Here is a 20,884-nt window from a genome sequence, read left to right as displayed (position 1 = left end):
TTTTTAACCCGATAATGTGAGATGGATAAAACTCTTCCGGGCAGGATCACGGTAGATCAAATGGTCACTGATTATCCCACTTGCAGAGCGATGTGACGCGGCGCGAAAGTCCGTGCTATTAATGTGGTTAACTATTTGAATTTAAACAAAATTTAATATTCACTGTTTGTCGCGTTTTCTCCCTGATGGATTTGTCTGTCAGACCCCCTTCCATGTAACGTTTTTATTACATAATTTGATCTCCCTCGCAAAATGAAATATTTCTTCTGTAATTGTATTTAGTGAAAAAAATATTTGTTTATAATCGCATCTCGTTTCACTGACAGCCGTCGCCTTTTATCGCACACCGTGGCGACCACTCATGCGAACTGCGGCAGGTTTGGGCCTGGCGCTGTACCGCTAAGGAACAACAAATGGCTAAGATCAGATTAACCACAGCACAAGCTTTGGTCAGATTTCTGGATAACCAGTATCTGTCGGTAGATGGCGTTGAGACTAAGTTTGTGAAGGGCATTTTTGCCATCTTTGGTCATGGTAATGTGCTGGGTCTGGGCCAGGCTCTGGAACAGGACAGTGGCGACCTGGTGGTGTATCAGGGACGTAATGAACAGGGGATGGCCCATGCCGCCATTGGTTATGCCAAACAAAAATTGCGCAGGGAAATCATCGCCTGTACCTCTTCTGTAGGGCCAGGGGCCGCCAATATGATTACTGCGGCAGGCACCGCTTCTGCCAACCGCATTCCTTTGTTATTGCTACCGGGCGATGTGTTTGCCAGCCGTCAGCCAGATCCGGTGTTGCAGCAGATCGAGCAAAGTCACGATTTGAGTATCAGCACCAATGATGCTTTCCGCGCGGTCAGTAAATACTGGGATCGGGTTAATCGTCCGGAACAACTGATGACCGCCTGTATCAATGCCATGCGCGTGCTGACCGATCCCGCTGAAACTGGCGCGGTGACCCTCTGTCTACCGCAGGACGTACAGGGTGAAGCCTATGATTACCCGGATTATTTCTTCCATAAGCGTGTGCATCTGGTGGATCGCCGTTTGCCAACGGAAGCACAATTGGCCATGGCGCTGAAGCTGATGGCCGGTAAACGTAAGCCATTGATTATCTGTGGCGGCGGGGTGAAATATTCTGAGGCGGGTGAGGCGCTATGTCAGTTTGCCGAGCGTTATCAGCTCCCCTTTGCCGAAACCCAGGCGGGTAAAGGGACGATCGTCTCGGATCATCCACTCAACGTTGGCGGCGTGGGTGAAACGGGCTGTCTTGCGGCGAATTTGCTGGCAAAAGAGGCTGATCTGGTGATAGGCGTCGGAACCCGTTACACCGATTTTACGACCTCATCAAAATGGATTTTCCACAATCCGGATGTCAGTTACATCAATATTAACATCAGTAATTTTGACGCTTACAAACTGGATGCCGTGCAAGTAGTGGCCGATGCGCGTGAGGCACTGACGACGCTGAATAAGCGGCTGGCGGTGCAAGGATTCACCAGTGGCTGGGGTGAACAAGTGACACAGGCGCAGAGCAGGTTGCTGAAGGAAACCCAGCGTGTTTATCAGGCGGTCTACAGTCACGACGGCTTTGTGCCGGAAATTGACGATCATTTGGATCGTGACGCGGTCTATGCCGAATTTAACCGTCTGACCCACTCATTCCTGACACAGAGTAGCGTACTGGGGACGCTGAATGAACATCTCCCAAAGGATTCCGTGATCGTCGCCGCGGCAGGTAGCTTGCCGGGCGATCTGCAACGCGTCTGGCGTACCAAAGATTACAACAGCTATCACGTTGAGTACGGTTACTCCTGCATGGGGTATGAAGTGGGCGCCTCGCTGGGGGTCAAGCTGGCTGAGCCGCAGCGCGAGGTCTACACGCTGGTTGGTGATGGCTCTTTCATGATGCTGCACTCAGAACTGGTCACCTCTATTCAGGAGAACGCCAGGATCAATGTGATCCTTTTCGACAATATGACCAATGGGTGTATCAACAACCTGCAAATGGAGCACGGGATGGACAGCTTCACCACTGAATTCCGGTTCCGTAATGCAGAAAGCGGCAAACTTAATGGCGGATTCGTGCCCGTTGATTTTGCGGCGATTGCGGCAGGTTACGGTTGTAAAACATGGCGTGTCACCACGCTTGGGGAACTCAAACAGGCGCTGGAAGAAGTACACCAGTCGTCGGTCTCCACTCTTATCGATATCAAAGTACTGCCGAAAACCATGGTACACAAATATTTCAGTTGGTGGCGTGTCGGCGGCGCGCAGGTTTCTGAATCCGCACGCGTGGATGCGGTAGCACGGATGCTTAATGAGCATATTGAGCAGGCTCGCAAATACTAATTTCCTGATTTTTCTACCTTACTCTCGGACGGCAACCCATGCCTACAGATAAATGGCAGCGCTGACGTTCCGACTGAACCCTACACATTAAGGAACTCTTATGACTCTGAAACTTGGCGTAATCGGCGCCGGTGCAATCGGTCAGGAACACATCCGTCGTTGCAGCAAAGTACTGCAGGGCGCGGAAGTGGTGGCGGTTTCCGATATCAATATTGATGGCGCAAAAGGCATCGTCAGTCGTTTAGCGTTGGATGCTGAAGTGTATGCCAACGGTCATGATGTTATCCGTTCGCAGGGCGTGGATGCGCTGATTATCACTTCCTGGGATCCGACCCACGAAGAGTTTACTCTTGCGGCGATTGCGGCAGGTAAACCCGTGTTCTGTGAAAAGCCGCTGGCGATGAGCGCGGAAGGTTGCCGCCGTATCGTGGATGCGGAGATCGCCCACGGTAAACGTTTGGTGCAGGTTGGTTTTATGCGGCCTTACGATGCTGGTTATCGCGCGCTCAAGCAGGTGATCACCAATGGTGACATCGGCGAGCCGTTGATGCTGCATTGCGCGCATCGCAATCCAACGGTGGCGGAAAACTACACTACCGATATGGCGATTACCAATACGCTGATCCATGAGCTGGATGTGTTGCGCTGGCTGACCGATGACGATTATAAAACGGTGCAAGTGGTGTTCCCACGTTCCAGCAAAAACACCCATGCCCGGCTACGTGATCCGCAGGTGGTGCTGTTTGAAACACGAAAAGGGATCCGCATCGATGTGGAGATCTTTGTGAACTGCGCTTACGGCTATGACATTCAGTGTGAAGTGGTCGGGGAAAGTGGTATCGCGACGTTGCCAGAGCCTGCTTCAGTGCAGATGCGTAAAGACGCTAAGCTGGCCACTACCATCCTTACTGACTGGAAGGATCGCTTTATTGACGCTTATAACGTTGAGTTGCAGGCTTTTATTAATGATGCGACGGCGGCTCAGCTCCAGGGCCCGTCCGCCTGGGACGGTTATGCGGCTTCGGTTGCCGCAGATGCCTGCCTGAAGGCGCAGCAAAGCGGGACGATCGAAGCCATTGAGCTACCGCCGCGTCCGGCGTTCTACCACCGACCATAGATAGCCCCATCTGTCCCTCGTTGAGGCGCGGGACGCTACCCAACGACCTATCAGGGAGACAACAATGAAGATTGCCTTTGATGTGGATGTCATTAAAGACCTGGGGATCACTAAAATGGTCCACCAGGTTGCTGAGTGGGGCTACAAGTATATCGAGCAGTCGCCGCATCCGCAGATCAACCCATTTTATAAACACCCGAAAGCCAGTCGGGAGGTCATCACTGAGTATAAAAAAGCGCTGCGTGAAACCGGGCTGGAAATTTCCTCCTGGATCGTGGTGTACCGCTGGTCCGGGCCTGATGAAGCGCGTCGCCAGGCGGCTGTGCGTAACTGGAAACGCATGATTGAAATTGCGGTAGAAACCGGGGTTCAGGTGATTAATACCGAACTTTCCGGGACGCCAAACGAGCCGGAAATCTGTGAAGAGATGTTCTACCGCTCAATGGAGGAGCTGCTGCCAATTGTCGAACGTGAGGGGATTCGCATTGAAATCCAGTCTCATCCGTGGGATTTCTGCGAAGAAAATAACGAAACCGCCGATCTGGTCAAGTCGTTCCGCAGTGAGAACGTCAAGTATCTTTACAGCGTGCCGCACACTTTCTTCTATGACAAAGGCAAGGGAGATGTAAAAGCCATGCTGGAGTATGCGGGGGGCGATCTGTCACATGTGTTAATCGCCGATACCATGAACCACACCAAAAATTGCCGCTACATCATTAACCCGCCGGGTGTGGATGCCACTATTCACCAGCACGTTGGTGTCGGCGAAGGCGAAGTGGATTTTCCGACCTTATTCCAGACACTGCGTGAGATGGATTTCGCTAACCGTACTTACAAGGTCGGCGGCGAGTCAATCATTGCCGCTTCATTGTTCGGCTATCCGGAAAAAATGCCGTATCAGGCAGTAGAAACCCGTGAGCTTATTGAGCGCGAATTGTTGAACCGCTGATGTTGGGCGACGTATCCGCTTTATCGATGAGTGAGGCACGATGATGAATAAAAATAATGTGAAGCTGGCCATCGCCCCGATTGGCTGGACCAATGATGACATGCCAGAACTGGGGGGAGAAAACACCTTCCAGCAGATTGTCAGTGAAATGGCGCTGGCGGGTTTTAGCGGTAGTGAAGTCGGTAGCAAATATCCTCGCGATCCAGCGGTATTGAAACCGATGCTGGATATGCGTGGCATCCAGATCTGTAATGCCTGGTTCAGTACCTTTTTTGCCAACGGCGATAAGGCGAAAACCATCGATGAGTTTATCAATCATCGTGATTTTTTACATGCGATGGGTGCCAGGGTGATCGGTTGTTCCGAACAGAGCCGAAGTATTCAGGGTACGACGCTGCCAGTGCTGGAAGAGAAACCCTGTTTCACTGATGAAGAGTGGCGATTAACCGTTGAAGGTTATAACGAACTGGCGAAGTTAGCGGCGGAGAAGGGAATGCAGGTCTGCCTGCATCACCATATGGGCACGGGGATCCAAACCACGGAAGAGATCGACCGGTTTATGCAACACACTAACGATGATGTCTGTCTGCTGTTTGACACGGGCCATGCCTACTATTCGGAAAACAGCCAGGCGAAGATGTTGGCAATTCTGGAGAAGCACCTGCTCCGTATTAATCATGTGCATCTGAAAGATGTGCGTGATGAGGTAGTGGCACAAGTTAAAAGACAGCGGCTTTCTTTCCTCGAAGGCGTGAAAAAAGGCACCTTCACCGTACCCGGAGACGGAGTGATTGACTTTATACCGGTGTTTAAGCTGCTGGATGATGCGGGTTACCGAGGCTGGATGGTGGTGGAGGCTGAGCAGGATCCGGCTTTAGCTAATCCCTTTGAGTATGCGCTAAAAGCAAGGAAATACATTCGCGAATATGCGGGTTTGTAACAGCTAATCAGTCTGGAAAATCCCCTGCCGGCAGTGGCAGGGGATGCGGATTACTTCAGCACGATAGTATTGATGATGTTTTCCGCTTCAGTCTGTGACTGCTGCTGATTGTCCGCGGGCAGACTTATTTGCAGGGTGAGCAGCTTGTCGTCGGTTTTCGCTAAGATAACCGATGACCAGGATGACTGGTTCCTGGCCGAAATCACCGTGTCCAGCTGCTGAGCGGGCTGACCTTTTAACTCGATTGATTTATTGGTCACTACCTGCAACTGTGGATCGCGGTCGCGCTGCTGCTGTTCCAGGCGTTTAGACAGCACATCCAGCCCTTCGGTGGTGCTGTCGCCTTCAATCACAATAATTGCTTTTTGACCCGATGCATCCGCATAGACATGCATATTATTAGCCTGAGTTCCCAGCTTGCCGCTTTGATCGGACATGCCTGCGGGCAGTGAGAAACTCAACTTGCCGTTCATCAGGGTCACGTTCTGGCTGCTTTGATCGCTGCTGGCGCCATGGTTATCGGCGGCGGCTTTATCATCTTTTTTGCCGTCGCAGGCGGTCAGTCCAACCACCAGTAAACCGATACCGGCGTATTTCAGTAAGTTACGCATCATGATCCCTTTTACGTTAGTCGTGTGCTTGTTACAGCCACTCATACAATAGTAATCAGCTGGCAAAAGCAACCGACACTTGTGACAGAATGCAGCTTAGCTGAAGTTTACCTGGGCGCTATTGGATTTTTCCGCTAAGCGCTTCAGTGTGGCATTCAACAGGACACCGTAGGCTGGCAGGAAGAAAGCCATGCAGACTATCACTTTGAAGCTGTAATCCACCAGGGCGATTTCCACCCAGTGCCGGGCCATAAACGGATCCTGACTTTTGTAAAAGGCGATAAAGAAGAAGGCCATGGTATCGCTGATATTGCCAAGAAACATTGCCGAAGCGGGTGCTATCCACCACTGCGGCAGTTTACGCAAACGGTTGAATACATGCACATCCAGCATTTGTCCCAACGCATAGGCCATAAAACTGGCGCCGGCAATACGGGCGACGAACAGGTTAACGTGCGCCAGTGCGGCAACGCCCTGCCATTGGCCCTGATAAAACAGCGAAGAGACGACATAAGAGATAAACAATGCCGGGATCATGACCGCAAGGATGATGCGACGGGCCAGCGGCGCGCCAAAAATCCGCACGGTTAAATCGGTCGCGAGGAAAATAAATGGAAAGCTGAAGGCTCCCCAGGTGGTATGCAGACCAAAGATAGAAACCGGCAGTTGTACCAGATAGTTACTGGAGGTGATCACCAGCACATGGAACAGCGACAACCAGATCAACGCCTGGGTGCGCTGACGTGAAGAGAAGGAAATCATTATGTGGCCTTTTTTTGAATATTGGGGTGAGGGAACCCAAACAATTACCGCGACTGGGGCGATTGCGCGGCATCTTACCGAAATCGCTGGCTATTGCAACGATCCATTTTAGCACAAACGTTATCGTCGGCGCGTTTACCGGACCATGTCATGCCCCGTGGTCAGCCCTGCTTGCACATACCGGGACTGAGGGTAAAATGACCGCAGTTTTTCCTGGCTTAATGAGAATGTTATGAGCGATCCGTTCGCCAATCCCGATCAAACCCTTGATGCCCTTGGCTTGCGTTGCCCTGAGCCGGTGATGATGGTGCGTAAAGCTGTTCGCCATATGCAAGACGGCGAAACATTGTTAATCATCGCCGATGACCCGGCGACCACTCGTGACATTCCCGGTTTCTGCCGGTTTATGGAACATACGTTGCTCGCCCAGGAAACCGGTGAGACGCCATACCGGTATCTGCTAAAGAAAGGGCGTTAAGTGTGTTTAGCGCTGACGTAGTAGCCGCAGTGCGTTAGCGGTTACTAACGCAGTGGCCCCGGAATCTGCCAGTACCGCCAGCCACAGTCCCGTGATCCCCAGCAGGGTGGTGACCAGAAACACGCCTTTCAACCCCAGAGCCAGCGTGATGTTCTGCCGGATAGTCGCGTGGGTCGCGCGGGACAGGCGGATCATGGTTGCCAGCCCGTTAAGACGATTATGGGTCAGCGCTGCGTCTGCTGCTTCCAGCGCCACATCGCTGCCGTTGCCCATGGCGATACCGGCGGTGGCCGCCTTCATGGCTGGCGCGTCATTGATGCCATCCCCGACCATTGCCACCGGGCTCTGCTGATTGAGTTCGCCGATTGCCGCGACCTTGTCTGCGGGGAGCAAACCCGCCCGGTAATCTATTCCCAGTTCCCCGGCGATGGCGGCGGCGGCGCGTGGGTTATCTCCGGTCAGCATCACGGTCTGTATGTTTAGCGAGCGTAGTTCCCGCAACGCCTCGACGGCATCTGCGCGCAGCGTATCGCGTAAACTGATCAGCGCAATCGGTTGGGTATCCTGCAGCATCACGACCACCGTGTTTCCGCCTGATTCCAGCGCCGCGACCTGTGCAGATTGTTCGGCGCTAAGCGGGTGGTCCGCCAGCCTGGCTGGGGCACAGATGAGAAGTTTGTGATCACTTACTAATGCTTCGACGCCGCTGCCGGGCAGGGCTTTTTGCGCGCTGGCCTGCAACTTCTCCACCTGGCGAGCTTCCGCCAGTGCGACGATCGCTTTAGCCAGTGGATGCGATGAACCACCTTCCACGGCTGCAGCTTTAGCCAACAGCACGGCTTCGCTTTCGCCATTGAGGCTGACTATTGCTGTAACCTGAGGTTTACCTTCGGTGAGTGTGCCGGTTTTATCAAATGCCAGTATGCGGATAGCGTTAAGGCTCTCCAGCGCGGCTCCTCCCTTAATCAGTACGCCTCTTCTGGACGCAGCCGCGAGGCCCGAGGTGATAGCGGCCGGTGTAGAGATAACCAGCGCACATGGGCAACCGATCAGCAGCAGGGTCAGACCTTTATAAATCCATGGCTGCCACTCGCTCGCCAGCAGCAGAGGAGGGAGTATCGCAACCAGCAGCGCCAGCACCATAATGATTGGTGTGTAAATACGGCTGAAGTGGTCGAGAAAGCGTTCAACGGGCGCACGGTGGGCTTCCGCTTCTTCAATAAGATGCAGAATACGGTCAATAGCACTTTCACCGGGGCGGGAGACGACTTTCAGTTGTACCTGGGTATCAACGCTCAGACTACCCGCGGCAATCACTTCACCCTGTTGGCGTTCTACCGGTATCGACTCGCCAGTCAGCGCGCTTTCATCAAAACTGGCCCAGGGAGAAATCAGGCAGGCATCAGCGGGCAGGCGGGAACCCGGCGCGACTTCAATAATATCGCCGGGACGCAGTTCGCTGAGCGCAATGCTTTCACGTGATCCACCGTTGATCCGTACTGCTTCCTCTGGCTTCAACGCCATTAATGCGGTGACGCCACGGCGGGCGCGGCTGGCGGCATAGGATTCGAGTCTTTCGCCCAACATGAACAGCAGCAGCACCATGGCGGCTTCAGTGGTGGCGCCGATAAACAGTGCGCCAATAGCGGCAATGGTCATCAGTGTTTCGATGGCAAAAGGCGTCCCGCTTCTCATCAGACGCAGGGCGCTACGGGCGATGGGCCAGGCGCCGAACAGGGTACTGATGGTGAAGGCGATTTTTCCAGCCTGTGGGTTGAACTGTTGCAGCAGCCAGCTGATCATCATCAGCGCACCCAATATCAGCAAGAGGGCATTTTCCTGCCAGAAAGCAGGAGCCGGTTCAACCGATGGCGGAGTATTACTGCGTTTCAGGCTAAACCCGGCCGACTGTACGGCACGTTCTACCTGTTGACGGATATCCTGGCTGGCGTTCACTACCAGTTTCTCAGTCGCAAACAGCACCCTGGCATGCGTGACGGATGGCAGCTGGTTTACAGCATTTTCAATTTTTTTGGCGCAACTTGGGCAGTCCATTCCGTCGACTTGCCAGCTGTAGCTGGGGTCTGAGCCGGGCTTGTCACTTTCCTCATCGGGGCTATCCCCGTTGGCACAGTCTTCATTGCCACAGCAGCCACTCGCCGCTGAAGGGACACGGATTGCGGTAATTTTGTTGATAGCCGGCCGGGGGGGGTTACTGCAACCGTGCTGGCGCTCAGCATGACAATGACCACACTGACAGGACGAAGCGTGTTGATGCATGGGGCCTCCTTATCGCGATAGAGTTGGCGAGAAATATTCTCGCTGTCTGACTATCTTACACTCTGGAGTTAACTCCAGAGTCAAGGCTGATAAGAAGTTTACAGATACAGCGAACGCACAATCATAAAGTGACCGGCGAAATAGCAGGCGGCAATAATCGCGCTGTCCGATGTAAAGCGGCGGCGATAGTGGCTGATAAACCACACAATATTAGCCAGTAACAGTAATGAGCTCCCAATCAATAGAGAGAAGCTGTGATTCGTTGGCCTGAAGAAATACTGTTCTGCTGTTAGCCATACCATCAGTAGTGTCATGCCGATAAAAGTGCAGACCGGCCAGCGTAATTCTTCCAGTCTGGTCCAGATGGTGGCGATGAGCAGCACACCCACGATTAAGAGCACCAGTGGGATTGGCCAGAAGAAGGTCAGCGTCATATGGCTGGCGAAACAGATGGTGTACAGCAGGTGTGAGAGGAAAAATGCACCAATGGCGTACAGCATGCGGCGGTTCGGCAACAGCGTTAACGCGTCGCCAATCAGCGTTGCCAGCAGGCCAAACAGGATCAGATAGTCGGTGGTGTTTAGCACGGGTGCTTGCCAGGCCCAGGCGAGAAGCAATAGCAAGGTGACCGGTTTAAAAAACCAGCGTTTCCATTGTGGGCCACGGTAGGAGGCATCCACATACAGCCAGCCGGAAAAAAGTACCGCCAAAAACGACCAAATCATAATGTGTCCCTTTGTTTTAGATGCAAAACTCCACAATTTCGTCTTCAGTGTAGGCCAGTTCGCGATGATGTGACAATGAGAGACCGCGGGTTGTATTCTGTGTACATCCTGAAATGCTCTGATGAGGCGGAAATAAACGAAGAATTCTTGTCATCATTCTGGTGGGTATTGCGTACTGGCGACGCGTCAGTTTATTAAACAACGCCGGGAAGTGGCTGTAAATGATGCCTCACCGGTGTGTTCGATGCTGGTGGAAGTGAAAGCCAAACGCGAAACGCCGGGGTCTGGCCGGCGTTCCCGCCAGAGAGAAGTGATCCCGGTGGAAGAGATGCGTGACGACGTCTGGTTCCCGCTGTTGAATGGCGCAGGGGATATTCAGATTTTTCCTACGAGAAAAAGACGACTGCCATATATTTTCTATAACCTAAGATTTTTGTTGATATTTTTTCTGCCAGGCCAGTAGTTCGAATACGCCGAAAAAGAAAATCCTGATTTGTGTTATTCCGCTTATTTTCGGCCCTTGTTTGGGGTGTGTGGCCCGCATCAGCACCAGTTGCAGGCCATGCATAATCACCATAAAAAGCAGCGCGACATTAACAAAATATCTCAGTGGTTTGGGGAATGGATGCACCAGGTTGAGCAGTAAAAATGCCCAGAGGAATATCATTAACAGTCTGCCTGAATTAATCAGCATGGTGTTCTCCCTTTGCTGAGGCATGACGAACATACAGGCGACAAGCGACCTGTCCTGCGATCTTTTCCCGGTACAACTGCCAGCTAACGGGGACGGGTGGCATGGCGTTTTCCACTTCGCTTTCTACATAGACCAGTGCTTCATCCGCCAGCCAGCCGCCGGATTCCAGTAATGTAATCGTGTGTTCTAGCAGACCTTTGCGAAACGGCGGATCGATAAACACCAGATCGTGAGGTTCGCCCGCCTGTGCCAGAAACTGCAACGTATCCGTGTTGATCACCTGCCCGGTTTTTGCTCCCAGAGTCGCGAGGTTTTTTACCAACTGTTGGGCTACGGGCCGTTCAAGCTCCAGCAGTGTCGCTGAGGCTGCATGGCGCGACAGCGCTTCCAGGCCCAGAGCGCCACTGCCAGCATAGCAATCCAGGCAGCGTGCGCCCTGAATATCCGGGGACAGCCAGTTGAACAGTGTTTCACGAACCCGATCGGTCGTGGGTCTCAGTCCGGCACTATCAGGAACCGGGAGTTTTCTGCCGCGCCACAAGCCGCCAATAATACGGATTTGTCCGCTGCCAGCGCTGCGGTTTTTTTTAGTCATGCTGCTGAACTCTTCATAATTTGTTGCATAGTTTAACGGGCTTAACAGGTGGAGGAAACGTAAAAAGGGTGCTGTGTTGCGTTAGCAGGAAAGTGTTAGACTAGAGAATAAGATGATTTTCAGAGACCTGACCGTTTTTTCCCCACGAGGAGTGTGGTTGCAACATGGCAAAAAATAAAAAACGTGGCTTTTTTTCCTGGCTGGGATTAGGGCGTGAAGACCCCACGCCGCAGGAAGAGACAAAAAAAGAGACGTTGGAAGAACAGCAGCCCATCGCCGTTCAAGTAACGGATGACGCCGCGTCTGTGACCGATGAGGTGGCGCGGCGTGCTGAAGAGGTTGTTGAGGTGACGGCAACCGTTGCCCAGCAACAAGCGGAACATCGCCCCGTCACTGAGCCAGAATCCGGCGTAAAATCGCAGCCGCAACCCGCGCCATTGCCACAAGATGTTGTTGACCAGCCGATGCAAGTGGAACGGTTGTCAGAAGAGGCTGCCGGGGTTAAGCCTGTGCCGGAGGAAACACCGCAGTCCGAAGTGGTTGATGAGCGTTTTCCGCAAGTGCCGGAAGCTGAAGCACCAGCCGCTGAAATAGCGCCGGAGGAGCCTGTTGCCGCCGTGTCGGCGCCGACATCGACCGAATCGGTTCCGGAAACCATGGAACAGGAGCGGCCAACCAAAGAAGGTTTCTTCGCCCGCCTGAAGCGGAGCCTGGTAAAAACCCGTCAGAACCTCGGTTCCGGATTTATCGGATTGTTCCGCGGTAAAAAGATCGACGACGATCTGTTTGAAGAGTTGGAAGAACAACTGCTGATCGCTGATGTCGGGGTGGAAACCACCCGGCGTATTATCAGTAACCTGACTAACCAGGCGGACCGTAAACAGTTACGTGATGCTGAGGCACTGTACGGTTTGCTGAAACAGGAAATGTCAGACATCCTGGCCACCGTTGATGCGCCGCTGGAGGTGAGCGGCAAAACGCCGTTCGTGATCCTGATGGTTGGCGTCAATGGCGTGGGTAAAACCACCACTATCGGCAAGCTGGCCCGTCAGTATCAGGCCGAAGGTAAATCGGTGATGCTTGCCGCCGGTGATACTTTCCGCGCCGCAGCGGTAGAACAATTACAGGTATGGGGTCAGCGTAACAACATCCCAGTGATTGCCCAGCATACGGGCGCTGATTCCGCGTCGGTGATTTTCGATGCGATTCAGGCGGCTAAAGCGCGCAACGTTGATGTGCTGATTGCCGATACGGCGGGGCGTTTGCAAAACAAATCGCACCTGATGGAAGAATTGAAGAAAATCACCCGGGTGATGAAGAAGCTCGATGAGCAGGCGCCACACGAAGTCATGCTGACCATTGATGCCAGCACCGGACAAAATGCGATCAGCCAGACTAAGTTGTTTCATGAAGCGGTGGGGCTGACCGGGATTACGTTAACCAAGCTGGATGGCACAGCTAAGGGTGGGGTTATCTTCTCGGTCGCAGACCAGTTCAGCATCCCAATCCGTTATATTGGCGTGGGTGAAGGCATCGAAGATTTACGTCAATTTAAGGCGGACGATTTTATAGAGGCACTTTTTGCCCGAGAGGACTAATTTGGATGATTCGCTTTGAAGAAGTCAGTAAGGCTTATCTCGGCGGTCGGCAAGCGCTTCAGGGGGTAGATTTTCATCTGCAACCGGGAGAAATGGCGTTTCTGACCGGACATTCCGGGGCAGGGAAAAGTACCTTGCTGAAGCTTATTTGTGGCATCGAACGCCCGAGTGCCGGACATATCTGGTTTAGCGGACATGACATTAGCCGCCTGAAAAGCCGTGAAGTGCCGTTCCTGCGCCGCCAGATTGGCATGATTTTCCAGGATCATCATTTGCTGATGGACCGCTCGGTGTATGACAACGTGGCTATTCCGCTGATTATCGCAGGAGCCAGTGGTGAAGACATTCGTCGGCGCGTGTCGGCGGCGTTGGATAAAGTCGGTCTGCTGGATAAAGCGAAGAGCTTCCCTATCCAGCTTTCCGGTGGTGAGCAGCAGCGCGTGGGCATTGCCCGGGCGGTGGTGAATAAACCCGTGGTACTGCTGGCAGATGAACCCACTGGCAACCTGGATGATGCGTTGTCGGAAGATATTTTGCGGCTGTTTGAAGAATTTAACCGCGTCGGGGTGACCGTACTGATGGCAACCCATGACCGGGGCCTGATCGCCCGACGCAACTATCGTCTGATGTCGCTGAATCAGGGGCGTTTGCAGGGAGGCCAGAGTGGTAAATAAACGCAATACGCGGGCACCAAAAACCGCGAAACCGACGCCGTCCTCCAAAAGCAAAGCGTTGAAGGGGGGCTGGCAGGAGCAGTGGCGCTATGCGTTGCGCGGTATGTTGTCTGATCTGTGGCGTCAGCCGCTGGCAACGTTGCTGACCGTGATGGTGATCGCCATTTCTCTGACCCTGCCAAGCGTGTGCTTTATTGTCTGGAAAAATGTCAGCCAGGCCGCAGAGCAATGGTATCCGACACCTCAACTGACCGTGTACCTGAGCAAAACGCTGGATGACGACGCAGCAGAAAACGTGGTGGCGCAGCTCAAAAAAGAAGATGGTGTGGATAAGGTTAACTATCTTTCGCGTGAAGAAGCGTTGGGTGAGTTCCGTAACTGGTCTGGTTTTGGCGGGGCAATGGATATGTTGGAGCAGAATCCATTGCCTGCGGTGGCGATTATTACGCCAAAACTCAACTTCCAGAACGCCGATGCCATGAACACGCTGCGTGATCGCGTGGCGAAGACGCAAGGCGTGGACGAAGTGAAGATGGATGACAGTTGGTTCGCCCGTCTGGCGGCGCTGACCGGGTTGGTCGGCCAGGTGGCGGCGATGATTGGCGTGCTGATGATTGTGGCGGTGTTTCTGGTTATCGGCAACAGTGTGCGACTCAGCATCTTTGCTCGCCGTGATACCATTAACGTGCAGAAACTGATTGGCGCCACTGATGGTTTTATTTTGCGTCCATTCCTCTATGGCGGTGCGTTGTTGGGCTTTGCTGGCTCGCTGTTATCGTTGGTGTTGTCCGGAGTGCTGGTGCTTCGCCTGGAGTCGGTGGTGACGCAGGTGGCGGCAGTGTTTGGCACCACGTTTAATCTACGTGGATTGGCATGGGATGAAAGTCTGCTGCTGCTGTTGATCTCTGCGATGATCGGTTGGATTGCCGCCTGGCTGGCGACGGTGCAACATTTACGTCGATTTACGCCGCAGTAATCCCTTTACACTTTTTTTTGATATAATATTCTTCTGTTGCATGATGGTTGTGCAGCAGAGGAAGTGATGACTTCTTCTGGTTTTATTCCTCTGCCTGAGTGTGTATGCGTAAAATATGCACAGATGAAAGTAAACTTGTGGATAACTTTGTAGTCTATAATCCCAATACGTAGCCTTGTCAGGCGGCAGGGAAATGCACAGCAACGTTGCTTATTACAGAGAGGGTTTGAATGACCAAAGAAATGCAAACTTTAGCTATTGCTCCTTTAGGTAACCTGGATTCTTATATCCGGGCGGCCAATGCCTGGCCTATGCTGACGGCAGAAGAGGAAAAAGCGCTGGCTGAACGGCTGCATTACCAGGGCGATCTGGAAGCAGCTAAAACGCTGATCCTGTCTCATCTGCGCTTTGTTGTTCATGTTGCCCGTAACTACTCCGGCTATGGCCTGCCGCAGGCTGACCTGATTCAGGAAGGTAATATCGGTCTGATGAAGGCGGTGCGTCGCTTCAATCCGGAGGTGGGCGTGCGCCTGGTTTCCTTCGCGGTGCACTGGATTAAAGCCGAGATCCACGAATATGTCCTGCGTAACTGGCGTATCGTGAAAGTCGCTACCACCAAAGCTCAGCGCAAACTGTTTTTCAACCTGCGTAAAGCCAAACAGCGTTTAGGTTGGTTCAACCAGGACGAAGTGGAAATGGTTGCCCGCGAGCTGGGCGTCACCAGCAAAGATGTGCTGGAGATGGAGTCACGTATGGCGGCTCAGGATATGACCTTTGATCCAACGCCGGATGATGAAGGCGAAGGCCGTTCAATGGCGCCCATGTTGTATCTGCAGGATAAGTCGTCTGACTTTGCTGATGGCATTGAGGAAGACAACTGGGAATCTCACGCGGCCGATAAGCTGAGTGATGCGATGCAGGGGCTCGACGAGCGTAGCCAGGATATCATCCGTGCTCGCTGGCTGGACGATGACAACAAGACCACGCTGCAGGAGTTGGCCGATAAATACGGTGTGTCCGCAGAGCGTGTGCGTCAGTTGGAAAAGAACGCGATGAAAAAACTGCGTGTCGCTATCGAAGCGTAATCAGTCAGTACAGTAATGAAAAACAGGGCGGCCATGGGGCGCCCTGTTTGTTTTGGTCGTTGGCTACCTTGTTTCTGCCTGGGTCGTGTAGGGCGATTGCCTGCTCCAGCCCCCCGCCTGAACAATAAACCCACCTGATTGCATAAAGGCCGCCGCCGCTGCCTGGTCGCTAAATCCCACATCAGCCATCCACCACTGGGAGGTGGCGGCATTTTGCGTCAGTACCTCTTCCAGCAGGTACTTTCCGACCCCCCGGCGGCGTGTGACGTCACGCACCATAAAATTTTCTAATTCCCCATGCGTTCCTTTGAGCGTCACCTTTACGGCAGCTAACAGCCGATCATTAAATTTTGCTGCATACACCAGGTGCTGTTCATCCAGTGTTTTTTCCAGTGCCTTGAGATCGGCCTCGGGCCAGATTTTCGCCAGGTCGAGACGGTCCTGAGCTGACCATTGTTGCAGTCTGATGATAGTGAGCTTCATAGGCGATATCCGTCGGGTACGAAAGGCATATTGTAGCGAATTAGCGACGGGATAGATGCGAAACTTTTTAGAAGCTAAAACAACATAATCAGTTCATGTTTTATGCAAAATGCAGTTATTAGTACTGAAATACTGTATTTGTCCATTTTATAAACATTGATTTTCGACAAATGTCAGCGAGTAATACCAGTTGATAATCCTGTTTATGACGAATATTTCTTAATGTGTCAGTTGATTTGCAGAAGAAAATTCCTGTTTAATAACATGAAATATAAAGCCTTATGACTAAAAATGCCCGTAATTCCCGCTAACTTATTATATTGATAGCGTTTTCTGCGGGAGGTGGGTCAAAAACACCAACACAACAGATGGGGTATTCAGGATGAAAATCAATAAAGGTCGCGCGTTACTGGCAGGTTGTGTCGTCATGGCGCTGAGCCACGCTGCGATAGCAAAAGACATTAAGGTCGCCATTGTGGGGCCAATGTCTGGCCCGGTTGCGCAGTATGGCGACATGGAATTTACCGGAGCGAAGCAGGCTATTGCTGATATTAATGCCAGAGGCGGCGTGAATGGCGATAAGCTGGTTGGCGTGGAATATGATGATGCCTGCGATCCAAAACAGGCGGTTGCGGTTGCCAACAAAGTGATCAACGACGGCATCCGTTATGTCATCGGTCACCTGTGCTCCTCATCGACCCAGCCTGCTTCGGATATTTATGAAGACGAAGGTGTGCTGATGATTACGCCGGCGGCGACGAATGCTGATCTGACGACCCGTGGCTATAAAATGATTATGCGCACCACCGGCCTGGATTCAGACCAGGGGCCAACCGCCGCTCACTATATTATCAACAACATAAAACCGCAGCGTATTGCCGTGATCCACGACAAGCAGCAATACGGTGAAGGCCTGGCGCGTTCCGTGCAGGACAGCCTGAAAAAATCCGGGGGTAACGTGGTGATGTTTGAAGGGATCACCGCAGGCGATAAAGATTTTTCTACTCTGGTGGCGCGACTGAAGAAAGAAAATGTCGATTTTGTCTATTTCGGCGGTTACTACCCGGAAATGGGACAGATCTTGCGTCAGGCTCGTGCCGCCGGTCTGACAACTCCCTTTATGGGGCCGGAAGGCGTGGGTAACGCCTCTCTGTCGAACATCGCCGGCGCCGCTTCTGAAGGCATGCTGGTGACGCTGCCAAAACGTTACGACCAGGTGCCGGCTAATCAGCCCATCGTTGAGGCGTTGCAAGCGAAAAAACAGGACCCCAGCGGTCCGTTCGTCTGGACCACCTATGCCGCGTTACAGTCGCTGAGCAGCGGGATTGAACGCAGCAAAAGTCTTGAGCCAGAAGATATCGTCAAAAATCTGAAAGAAGGCGCTCCCGTGCCGACCGTGATGGGTAACCTGAGCTGGGATGCCAAAGGCGACCTGAAAGGGTTTGAGTTCGATATCTTTAAATGGCATGCCGACGGTACGTCTATCTCCGTGGTGAAATAACCCAGCCAGCCCGGGCGGTGTGCACGCCGCCGGTTTGGTCATAACGATAATAAGCCTCGTCCTGATCGCCAGGGCGGTAAGCAGTAGGTACCAGGGTATGTCTGAGCAGTTTCTCTATTTTTTACAGCAAATGTTCAACGGTGTGACGTTGGGCAGCACCTATGCGCTGATTGCCATTGGCTACACCATGGTGTACGGCATTATTGGCATGATCAACTTCGCCCATGGCGAAGTGTATATGATCGGCAGCTATGTCTCTTTTATGGTTATCGCCGCGTTGATGATGATCGGCATCGACGCCAATTGGATGTTGATTGGCGCCGGGTTTATTACCGCTATTGTCATCGCCAGCGCCTGGGGCTGGAGTATTGAGCGGGTGGCCTATAAGCCAGTGCGTTCATCTAAACGCCTGATTGCGCTGATCTCCGCTATTGGTATGTCGATATTCCTGCAAAACGCCGTCAGCCTGACCCAGGGCTCGCGTGACCTGGCACTGCCGGGATTGATTACCGGGCAATGGACCCTGGGCGTCAGCAACGGTTTTGCCGCCACCATTTCCACCATGCAAGTGGTTATTTGGCTGGTAACGTTCCTCGCCATGCTGGCGTTGACGCTGTTTATCCGTTATTCCCGCATGGGTCGTGCCTGTCGCGCGTGTGCCGAGGACCTGAAAATGGCCAGCCTGCTTGGTATCAATACCGATCGTGTTATCTCGCTGACCTTTGTGATTGGCGCGGCGATGGCGGCGGTAGCAGGTGTATTGCTTGGTCAGTTCTACGGTGTGATTAACCCGTATATCGGCTTTATGGCCGGGATGAAAGCCTTCACAGGTGCCGTGCTGGGCGGGATCGGCAGTATTCCGGGAGCGATGCTTGGCGGGCTGATCCTCGGGATTGCCGAAGCGCTGACGTCGGCCTATCTGAGTACTGAATACAAAGATGTGGTGTCTTTTGCGTTGCTGATTGTGGTGCTGTTGGTGATGCCCACTGGTATCCTGGGGCGTCCGGAGGTTGAGAAAGTATGAAACAGCTCAACGTGATTAATGCGATGGTTTCTGCGCTGATGTTGTTGGTGCTGGCGTCGTTTTTTATGGGGATGCGCCTGAATCTGGAGGGTACCCATCTGGTGGTTAATAATGCCGGTAGCGTGCGGTGGAACTGGATTATCGCTGGCTGTGTGGTGGTGTTTTTTTTCCAGCTGTTGCGCCCTTTTTTCCAGCGAGGCCTGAAAAAAATGTCTGTCCCGTCGCTGGTGCTGCCGGGCATTGATGGGTCGACGCCAAAGCAAAAATTATTGTTCTTAGTGATGATTATCGCCGCTGTGGCCTGGCCGTTTTTAGTCTCTCGCGGCACGGTGGATATCGCCACACTGACCTTGATCTACATTATGCTCGGTCTGGGTCTGAACGTCGTGGTCGGACTTTCTGGCCTGCTGGTGCTGGGCTATGGTGGCTTCTATGCTATTGGCGCCTATACCTTTGCGCTGTTGAATCACTATTATGGTTTTGGTTTCTGGCAGGCTCTGCCACTGGCCGGACTGGTGGCGGCGATGTTTGGCCTGTTGCTTGGCTTCCCGGTATTACGCCTGCGTGGCGATTACCTGGCGATTGTGACGCTGGGTTTTGGCGAAATTGTGCGTATTTTGCTGCTCAACAATACGGCCATCACCGGTGGTCCGAACGGCATCAGTCAGATTCCAAAACCGTCGCTGTTTGGTCTGGAGTTTAACCGCAGTGTACGCGACGGCGGCTGGGATACCTTCAGCCACTTCTTTGGCCTGAAATACGATCCCAGCGATCGCATCATTTTTCTCTATCTGGTGGCGTTGTTGCTGGTGTTTATCACCCTGTTTGTTATTAATCGCTTGTTGCGTATGCCGCTGGGCCGGGCGTGGGAAGCGCTGCGCGAAGATGAAATCGCCTGTCGTTCGCTTGGCCTGAGCCCGACCCGGATCAAACTGACGGCATTCACCATCAGCGCGGCTTTTGCCGGATTTGCGGGTAGCCTGTTCGCGGCCCGTCAGGGCTTTGTCAGCCCAGAGTCTTTTACCTTTGTCGAATCAGCTTTTGTGTTGGCGATTGTGGTGTTGGGCGGAATGGGGTCGCAGTTTGCCGTGATCCTGGCCGCTATCCTGTTGGTGGTCTCCCGCGAGATGATGCGAGACCTGAACGAGTACAGCATGCTGGTACTGGGCGGGCTGATGGTACTGATGATGATCTGGCGTCCACAGGGACTGTTGCCGATGAAGCGTCCGCACCTGAAGCTGAACAGTGTGGAAAAAGGAGAGCCGCAGCCATGACCCAGCCTTTACTGGCCGTAAACGGCCTGATGATGCGCTTCGGCGGCCTGCTCGCCGTCAACAATGTCGCGTTGGAACTCAGAAAGCAGGAGATTGTTTCGCTGATTGGTCCGAATGGCGCGGGTAAAACCACGGTGTTCAATTGCCTGACCGGTTTTTACCGTCCGACAGGCGGCAGCATTATCCTGCATGGACAGCAACTGGCTGGATTGTCGGGACAAAAGATTGCGCGGATGGGGATGGTGCGTACTTTCCAGCATGTTCGCCTGTTCCGTGAAATGACGGTGATTGAAAACCTGCTGGTGGCACAGCATCAGCACCTGAAAAGTGGCGTTTTTGCTGGATTACTGAAAACGCCAGCTTTTCGCAAAGCGGAAAGCGAGGCGCTGGAGTATGCCGCCAACTGGCTGCAACGCGTGGGTCTGCTGGCGTTCGCCAATCGTCAGGCGGGGAATCTGGCCTACGGACAGCAGCGTCGTCTGGAGATTGCCCGCTGTATGGTGACCCGTCCGGAAATCCTGATGCTGGACGAACCCGCGGCCGGGTTGAACCCGAAAGAAACGCAGCAGTTGGATGAGCTGATCGCTGAATTGCGTAATGAGCATAACGTTTCGGTACTGTTAATTGAACATGATATGAAATTGGTAATGGGCATTTCTGACCGGATTTATGTGGTCAATCAGGGAACGCCGTTGGCACATGGCACGCCGGAAGCGATCCGCAACAACCCGGACGTGATCCGGGCATATTTAGGGGAGGCATAA

The 20,884-nt window shown here is 53.0% G+C and carries 20 protein-coding genes and 1 pseudogene; 14 read left to right on the top strand and 7 right to left on the bottom strand.

The annotated features are described in order from the left end of the window. The first annotated feature begins 413 nt into the window (after positions 1 to 413). The 4 genes from iolD to iolE all read left to right on the top strand — a co-directional run bounded on the left by iolD (position 414) and on the right by iolE (position 5,360). The gene (gene iolD, locus EH228_RS07880) at positions 414 to 2,354 is read left to right on the top strand and encodes a 3D-(3,5/4)-trihydroxycyclohexane-1,2-dione acylhydrolase (decyclizing) (protein WP_152321118.1); all 1,941 of its coding nucleotides are present in this window, start codon (positions 414 to 416) and stop codon (positions 2,352 to 2,354) included. A 100-nt stretch (positions 2,355 to 2,454) separates the two neighbouring features. After that, positions 2,455 to 3,471 carry a bifunctional inositol 2-dehydrogenase/D-chiro-inositol 1-dehydrogenase gene (gene iolG, locus EH228_RS07875; RefSeq protein ID WP_152321117.1) on the top strand — a complete coding sequence of 339 codons (1,017 nt, stop codon included), beginning with the start codon at positions 2,455 to 2,457 and terminating at the stop codon, positions 3,469 to 3,471. A 64-nt stretch (positions 3,472 to 3,535) separates the two neighbouring features. Beyond that, the gene (locus EH228_RS07870; protein WP_152321116.1) at positions 3,536 to 4,420 is read left to right on the top strand and encodes a sugar phosphate isomerase/epimerase family protein; all 885 of its coding nucleotides are present in this window, start codon (positions 3,536 to 3,538) and stop codon (positions 4,418 to 4,420) included. Positions 4,421 to 4,463: 43 nt separating this feature from the next. Beyond that, positions 4,464 to 5,360 carry a myo-inosose-2 dehydratase gene (gene iolE, locus EH228_RS07865; protein ID WP_152321115.1) on the top strand — a complete coding sequence of 299 codons (897 nt, stop codon included), beginning with the start codon at positions 4,464 to 4,466 and terminating at the stop codon, positions 5,358 to 5,360. Between the two features lie 50 nt (positions 5,361 to 5,410). Here the strand turns inward: iolE and EH228_RS07860 are convergent, their stop codons facing one another. Next, on the bottom strand, positions 5,411 to 5,971 hold the full coding sequence (locus tag EH228_RS07860; protein WP_152321114.1) for a DcrB family lipoprotein: 561 nt from the start codon (positions 5,969 to 5,971) through the stop codon (positions 5,411 to 5,413). Between the two features lie 96 nt (positions 5,972 to 6,067). Further along, positions 6,068 to 6,733, bottom strand: a complete 666-nt coding sequence (locus tag EH228_RS07855) for a 7-cyano-7-deazaguanine/7-aminomethyl-7-deazaguanine transporter (protein ID WP_152321113.1) — start codon at positions 6,731 to 6,733, stop codon at positions 6,068 to 6,070. Positions 6,734 to 6,965: 232 nt separating this feature from the next. Between EH228_RS07855 and tusA the strand changes: the two genes are divergently transcribed. Continuing rightward, positions 6,966 to 7,211 carry a sulfurtransferase TusA gene (gene tusA / locus EH228_RS07850; protein WP_152321112.1) on the top strand — a complete coding sequence of 82 codons (246 nt, stop codon included), beginning with the start codon at positions 6,966 to 6,968 and terminating at the stop codon, positions 7,209 to 7,211. Positions 7,212 to 7,217: 6 nt separating this feature from the next. Here the strand turns inward: tusA and EH228_RS07845 are convergent, their stop codons facing one another. Both EH228_RS07845 and EH228_RS07840 read right to left on the bottom strand, forming a co-directional pair. Further along, on the bottom strand, positions 7,218 to 9,491 hold the full coding sequence (locus EH228_RS07845) for a zinc/cadmium/mercury/lead-transporting ATPase (protein WP_152321111.1): 2,274 nt from the start codon (positions 9,489 to 9,491) through the stop codon (positions 7,218 to 7,220). A 98-nt stretch (positions 9,492 to 9,589) separates the two neighbouring features. Continuing rightward, the gene (locus EH228_RS07840) at positions 9,590 to 10,216 is read right to left on the bottom strand and encodes a lysoplasmalogenase (protein ID WP_152321110.1); all 627 of its coding nucleotides are present in this window, start codon (positions 10,214 to 10,216) and stop codon (positions 9,590 to 9,592) included. A 175-nt stretch (positions 10,217 to 10,391) separates the two neighbouring features. Between EH228_RS07840 and EH228_RS20815 the strand changes: the two are divergent. Next, positions 10,392 to 10,598: pseudogene (locus EH228_RS20815) on the top strand (DUF2500 domain-containing protein); the annotation flags it as partial. A gap of 42 nt (positions 10,599 to 10,640) precedes the next feature. Here EH228_RS20815 and EH228_RS07830 read toward each other — a convergent pair. Next, positions 10,641 to 10,910, bottom strand: a complete 270-nt coding sequence (locus EH228_RS07830; protein ID WP_152321109.1) for a DUF1145 family protein — start codon at positions 10,908 to 10,910, stop codon at positions 10,641 to 10,643. Next, complete coding sequence (gene rsmD, locus EH228_RS07825) at positions 10,900 to 11,505, bottom strand: 16S rRNA (guanine(966)-N(2))-methyltransferase (RefSeq protein ID WP_152321108.1); 606 nt, start codon at positions 11,503 to 11,505, stop codon at positions 10,900 to 10,902. Before rsmD ends, EH228_RS07830 begins: the two co-directional genes overlap by 11 nt. A gap of 164 nt (positions 11,506 to 11,669) precedes the next feature. Between rsmD and ftsY the strand changes: the two genes are divergently transcribed. From ftsY to rpoH, 4 genes are all read left to right on the top strand, one after another. Further along, positions 11,670 to 13,103 carry a signal recognition particle-docking protein FtsY gene (gene ftsY / locus EH228_RS07820; RefSeq protein ID WP_152321107.1) on the top strand — a complete coding sequence of 478 codons (1,434 nt, stop codon included), beginning with the start codon at positions 11,670 to 11,672 and terminating at the stop codon, positions 13,101 to 13,103. Positions 13,104 to 13,108: 5 nt separating this feature from the next. Beyond that, positions 13,109 to 13,777: a cell division ATP-binding protein FtsE gene (gene ftsE, locus EH228_RS07815; RefSeq protein ID WP_152321106.1), complete on the top strand. Its 669-nt coding sequence runs from the start codon at positions 13,109 to 13,111 to the stop codon at positions 13,775 to 13,777. Beyond that, entirely contained in the window at positions 13,767 to 14,753 is a 987-nt protein-coding gene (gene ftsX / locus EH228_RS07810; protein ID WP_152321105.1) for a permease-like cell division protein FtsX, read from the top strand. The genes ftsE and ftsX overlap by 11 nt, the downstream gene beginning before the upstream one ends. Before the next feature lie 230 nt (positions 14,754 to 14,983). Beyond that, positions 14,984 to 15,838: an RNA polymerase sigma factor RpoH gene (gene rpoH / locus EH228_RS07805; protein WP_152321104.1), complete on the top strand. Its 855-nt coding sequence runs from the start codon at positions 14,984 to 14,986 to the stop codon at positions 15,836 to 15,838. 63 nt (positions 15,839 to 15,901) lie between these two features. Here the strand turns inward: rpoH and panM are convergent, their stop codons facing one another. Next, on the bottom strand, positions 15,902 to 16,321 hold the full coding sequence (gene panM, locus EH228_RS07800) for an aspartate 1-decarboxylase autocleavage activator PanM (protein WP_152321103.1): 420 nt from the start codon (positions 16,319 to 16,321) through the stop codon (positions 15,902 to 15,904). A gap of 382 nt (positions 16,322 to 16,703) precedes the next feature. On the opposite strand from panM, the gene EH228_RS07795 reads away from it, so the two are divergent. The 4 genes from EH228_RS07795 (at position 16,704) to livG (ending at position 20,884) form a co-directional block, all read left to right on the top strand. After that, complete coding sequence (locus EH228_RS07795) at positions 16,704 to 17,822, top strand: branched-chain amino acid ABC transporter substrate-binding protein (RefSeq protein WP_152321102.1); 1,119 nt, start codon at positions 16,704 to 16,706, stop codon at positions 17,820 to 17,822. Between the two features lie 97 nt (positions 17,823 to 17,919). Further along, on the top strand, positions 17,920 to 18,846 hold the full coding sequence (gene livH / locus EH228_RS07790) for a high-affinity branched-chain amino acid ABC transporter permease LivH (RefSeq protein ID WP_152321101.1): 927 nt from the start codon (positions 17,920 to 17,922) through the stop codon (positions 18,844 to 18,846). After that, complete coding sequence (locus EH228_RS07785; RefSeq protein ID WP_152321100.1) at positions 18,843 to 20,120, top strand: high-affinity branched-chain amino acid ABC transporter permease LivM; 1,278 nt, start codon at positions 18,843 to 18,845, stop codon at positions 20,118 to 20,120. Before livH ends, EH228_RS07785 begins: the two co-directional genes overlap by 4 nt. Next, a complete protein-coding gene (livG, locus tag EH228_RS07780; RefSeq protein ID WP_152321099.1) occupies positions 20,117 to 20,884 on the top strand; it encodes a high-affinity branched-chain amino acid ABC transporter ATP-binding protein LivG in 768 nt (255 codons plus the stop codon). Before EH228_RS07785 ends, livG begins: the two co-directional genes overlap by 4 nt.

Source organism: Erwinia endophytica (assembly GCF_009295515.1).
GTDB lineage: Bacteria > Pseudomonadota > Gammaproteobacteria > Enterobacterales > Enterobacteriaceae > Erwinia > Erwinia endophytica.
This window is presented reverse-complemented; position numbering and strand designations above follow the sequence as displayed.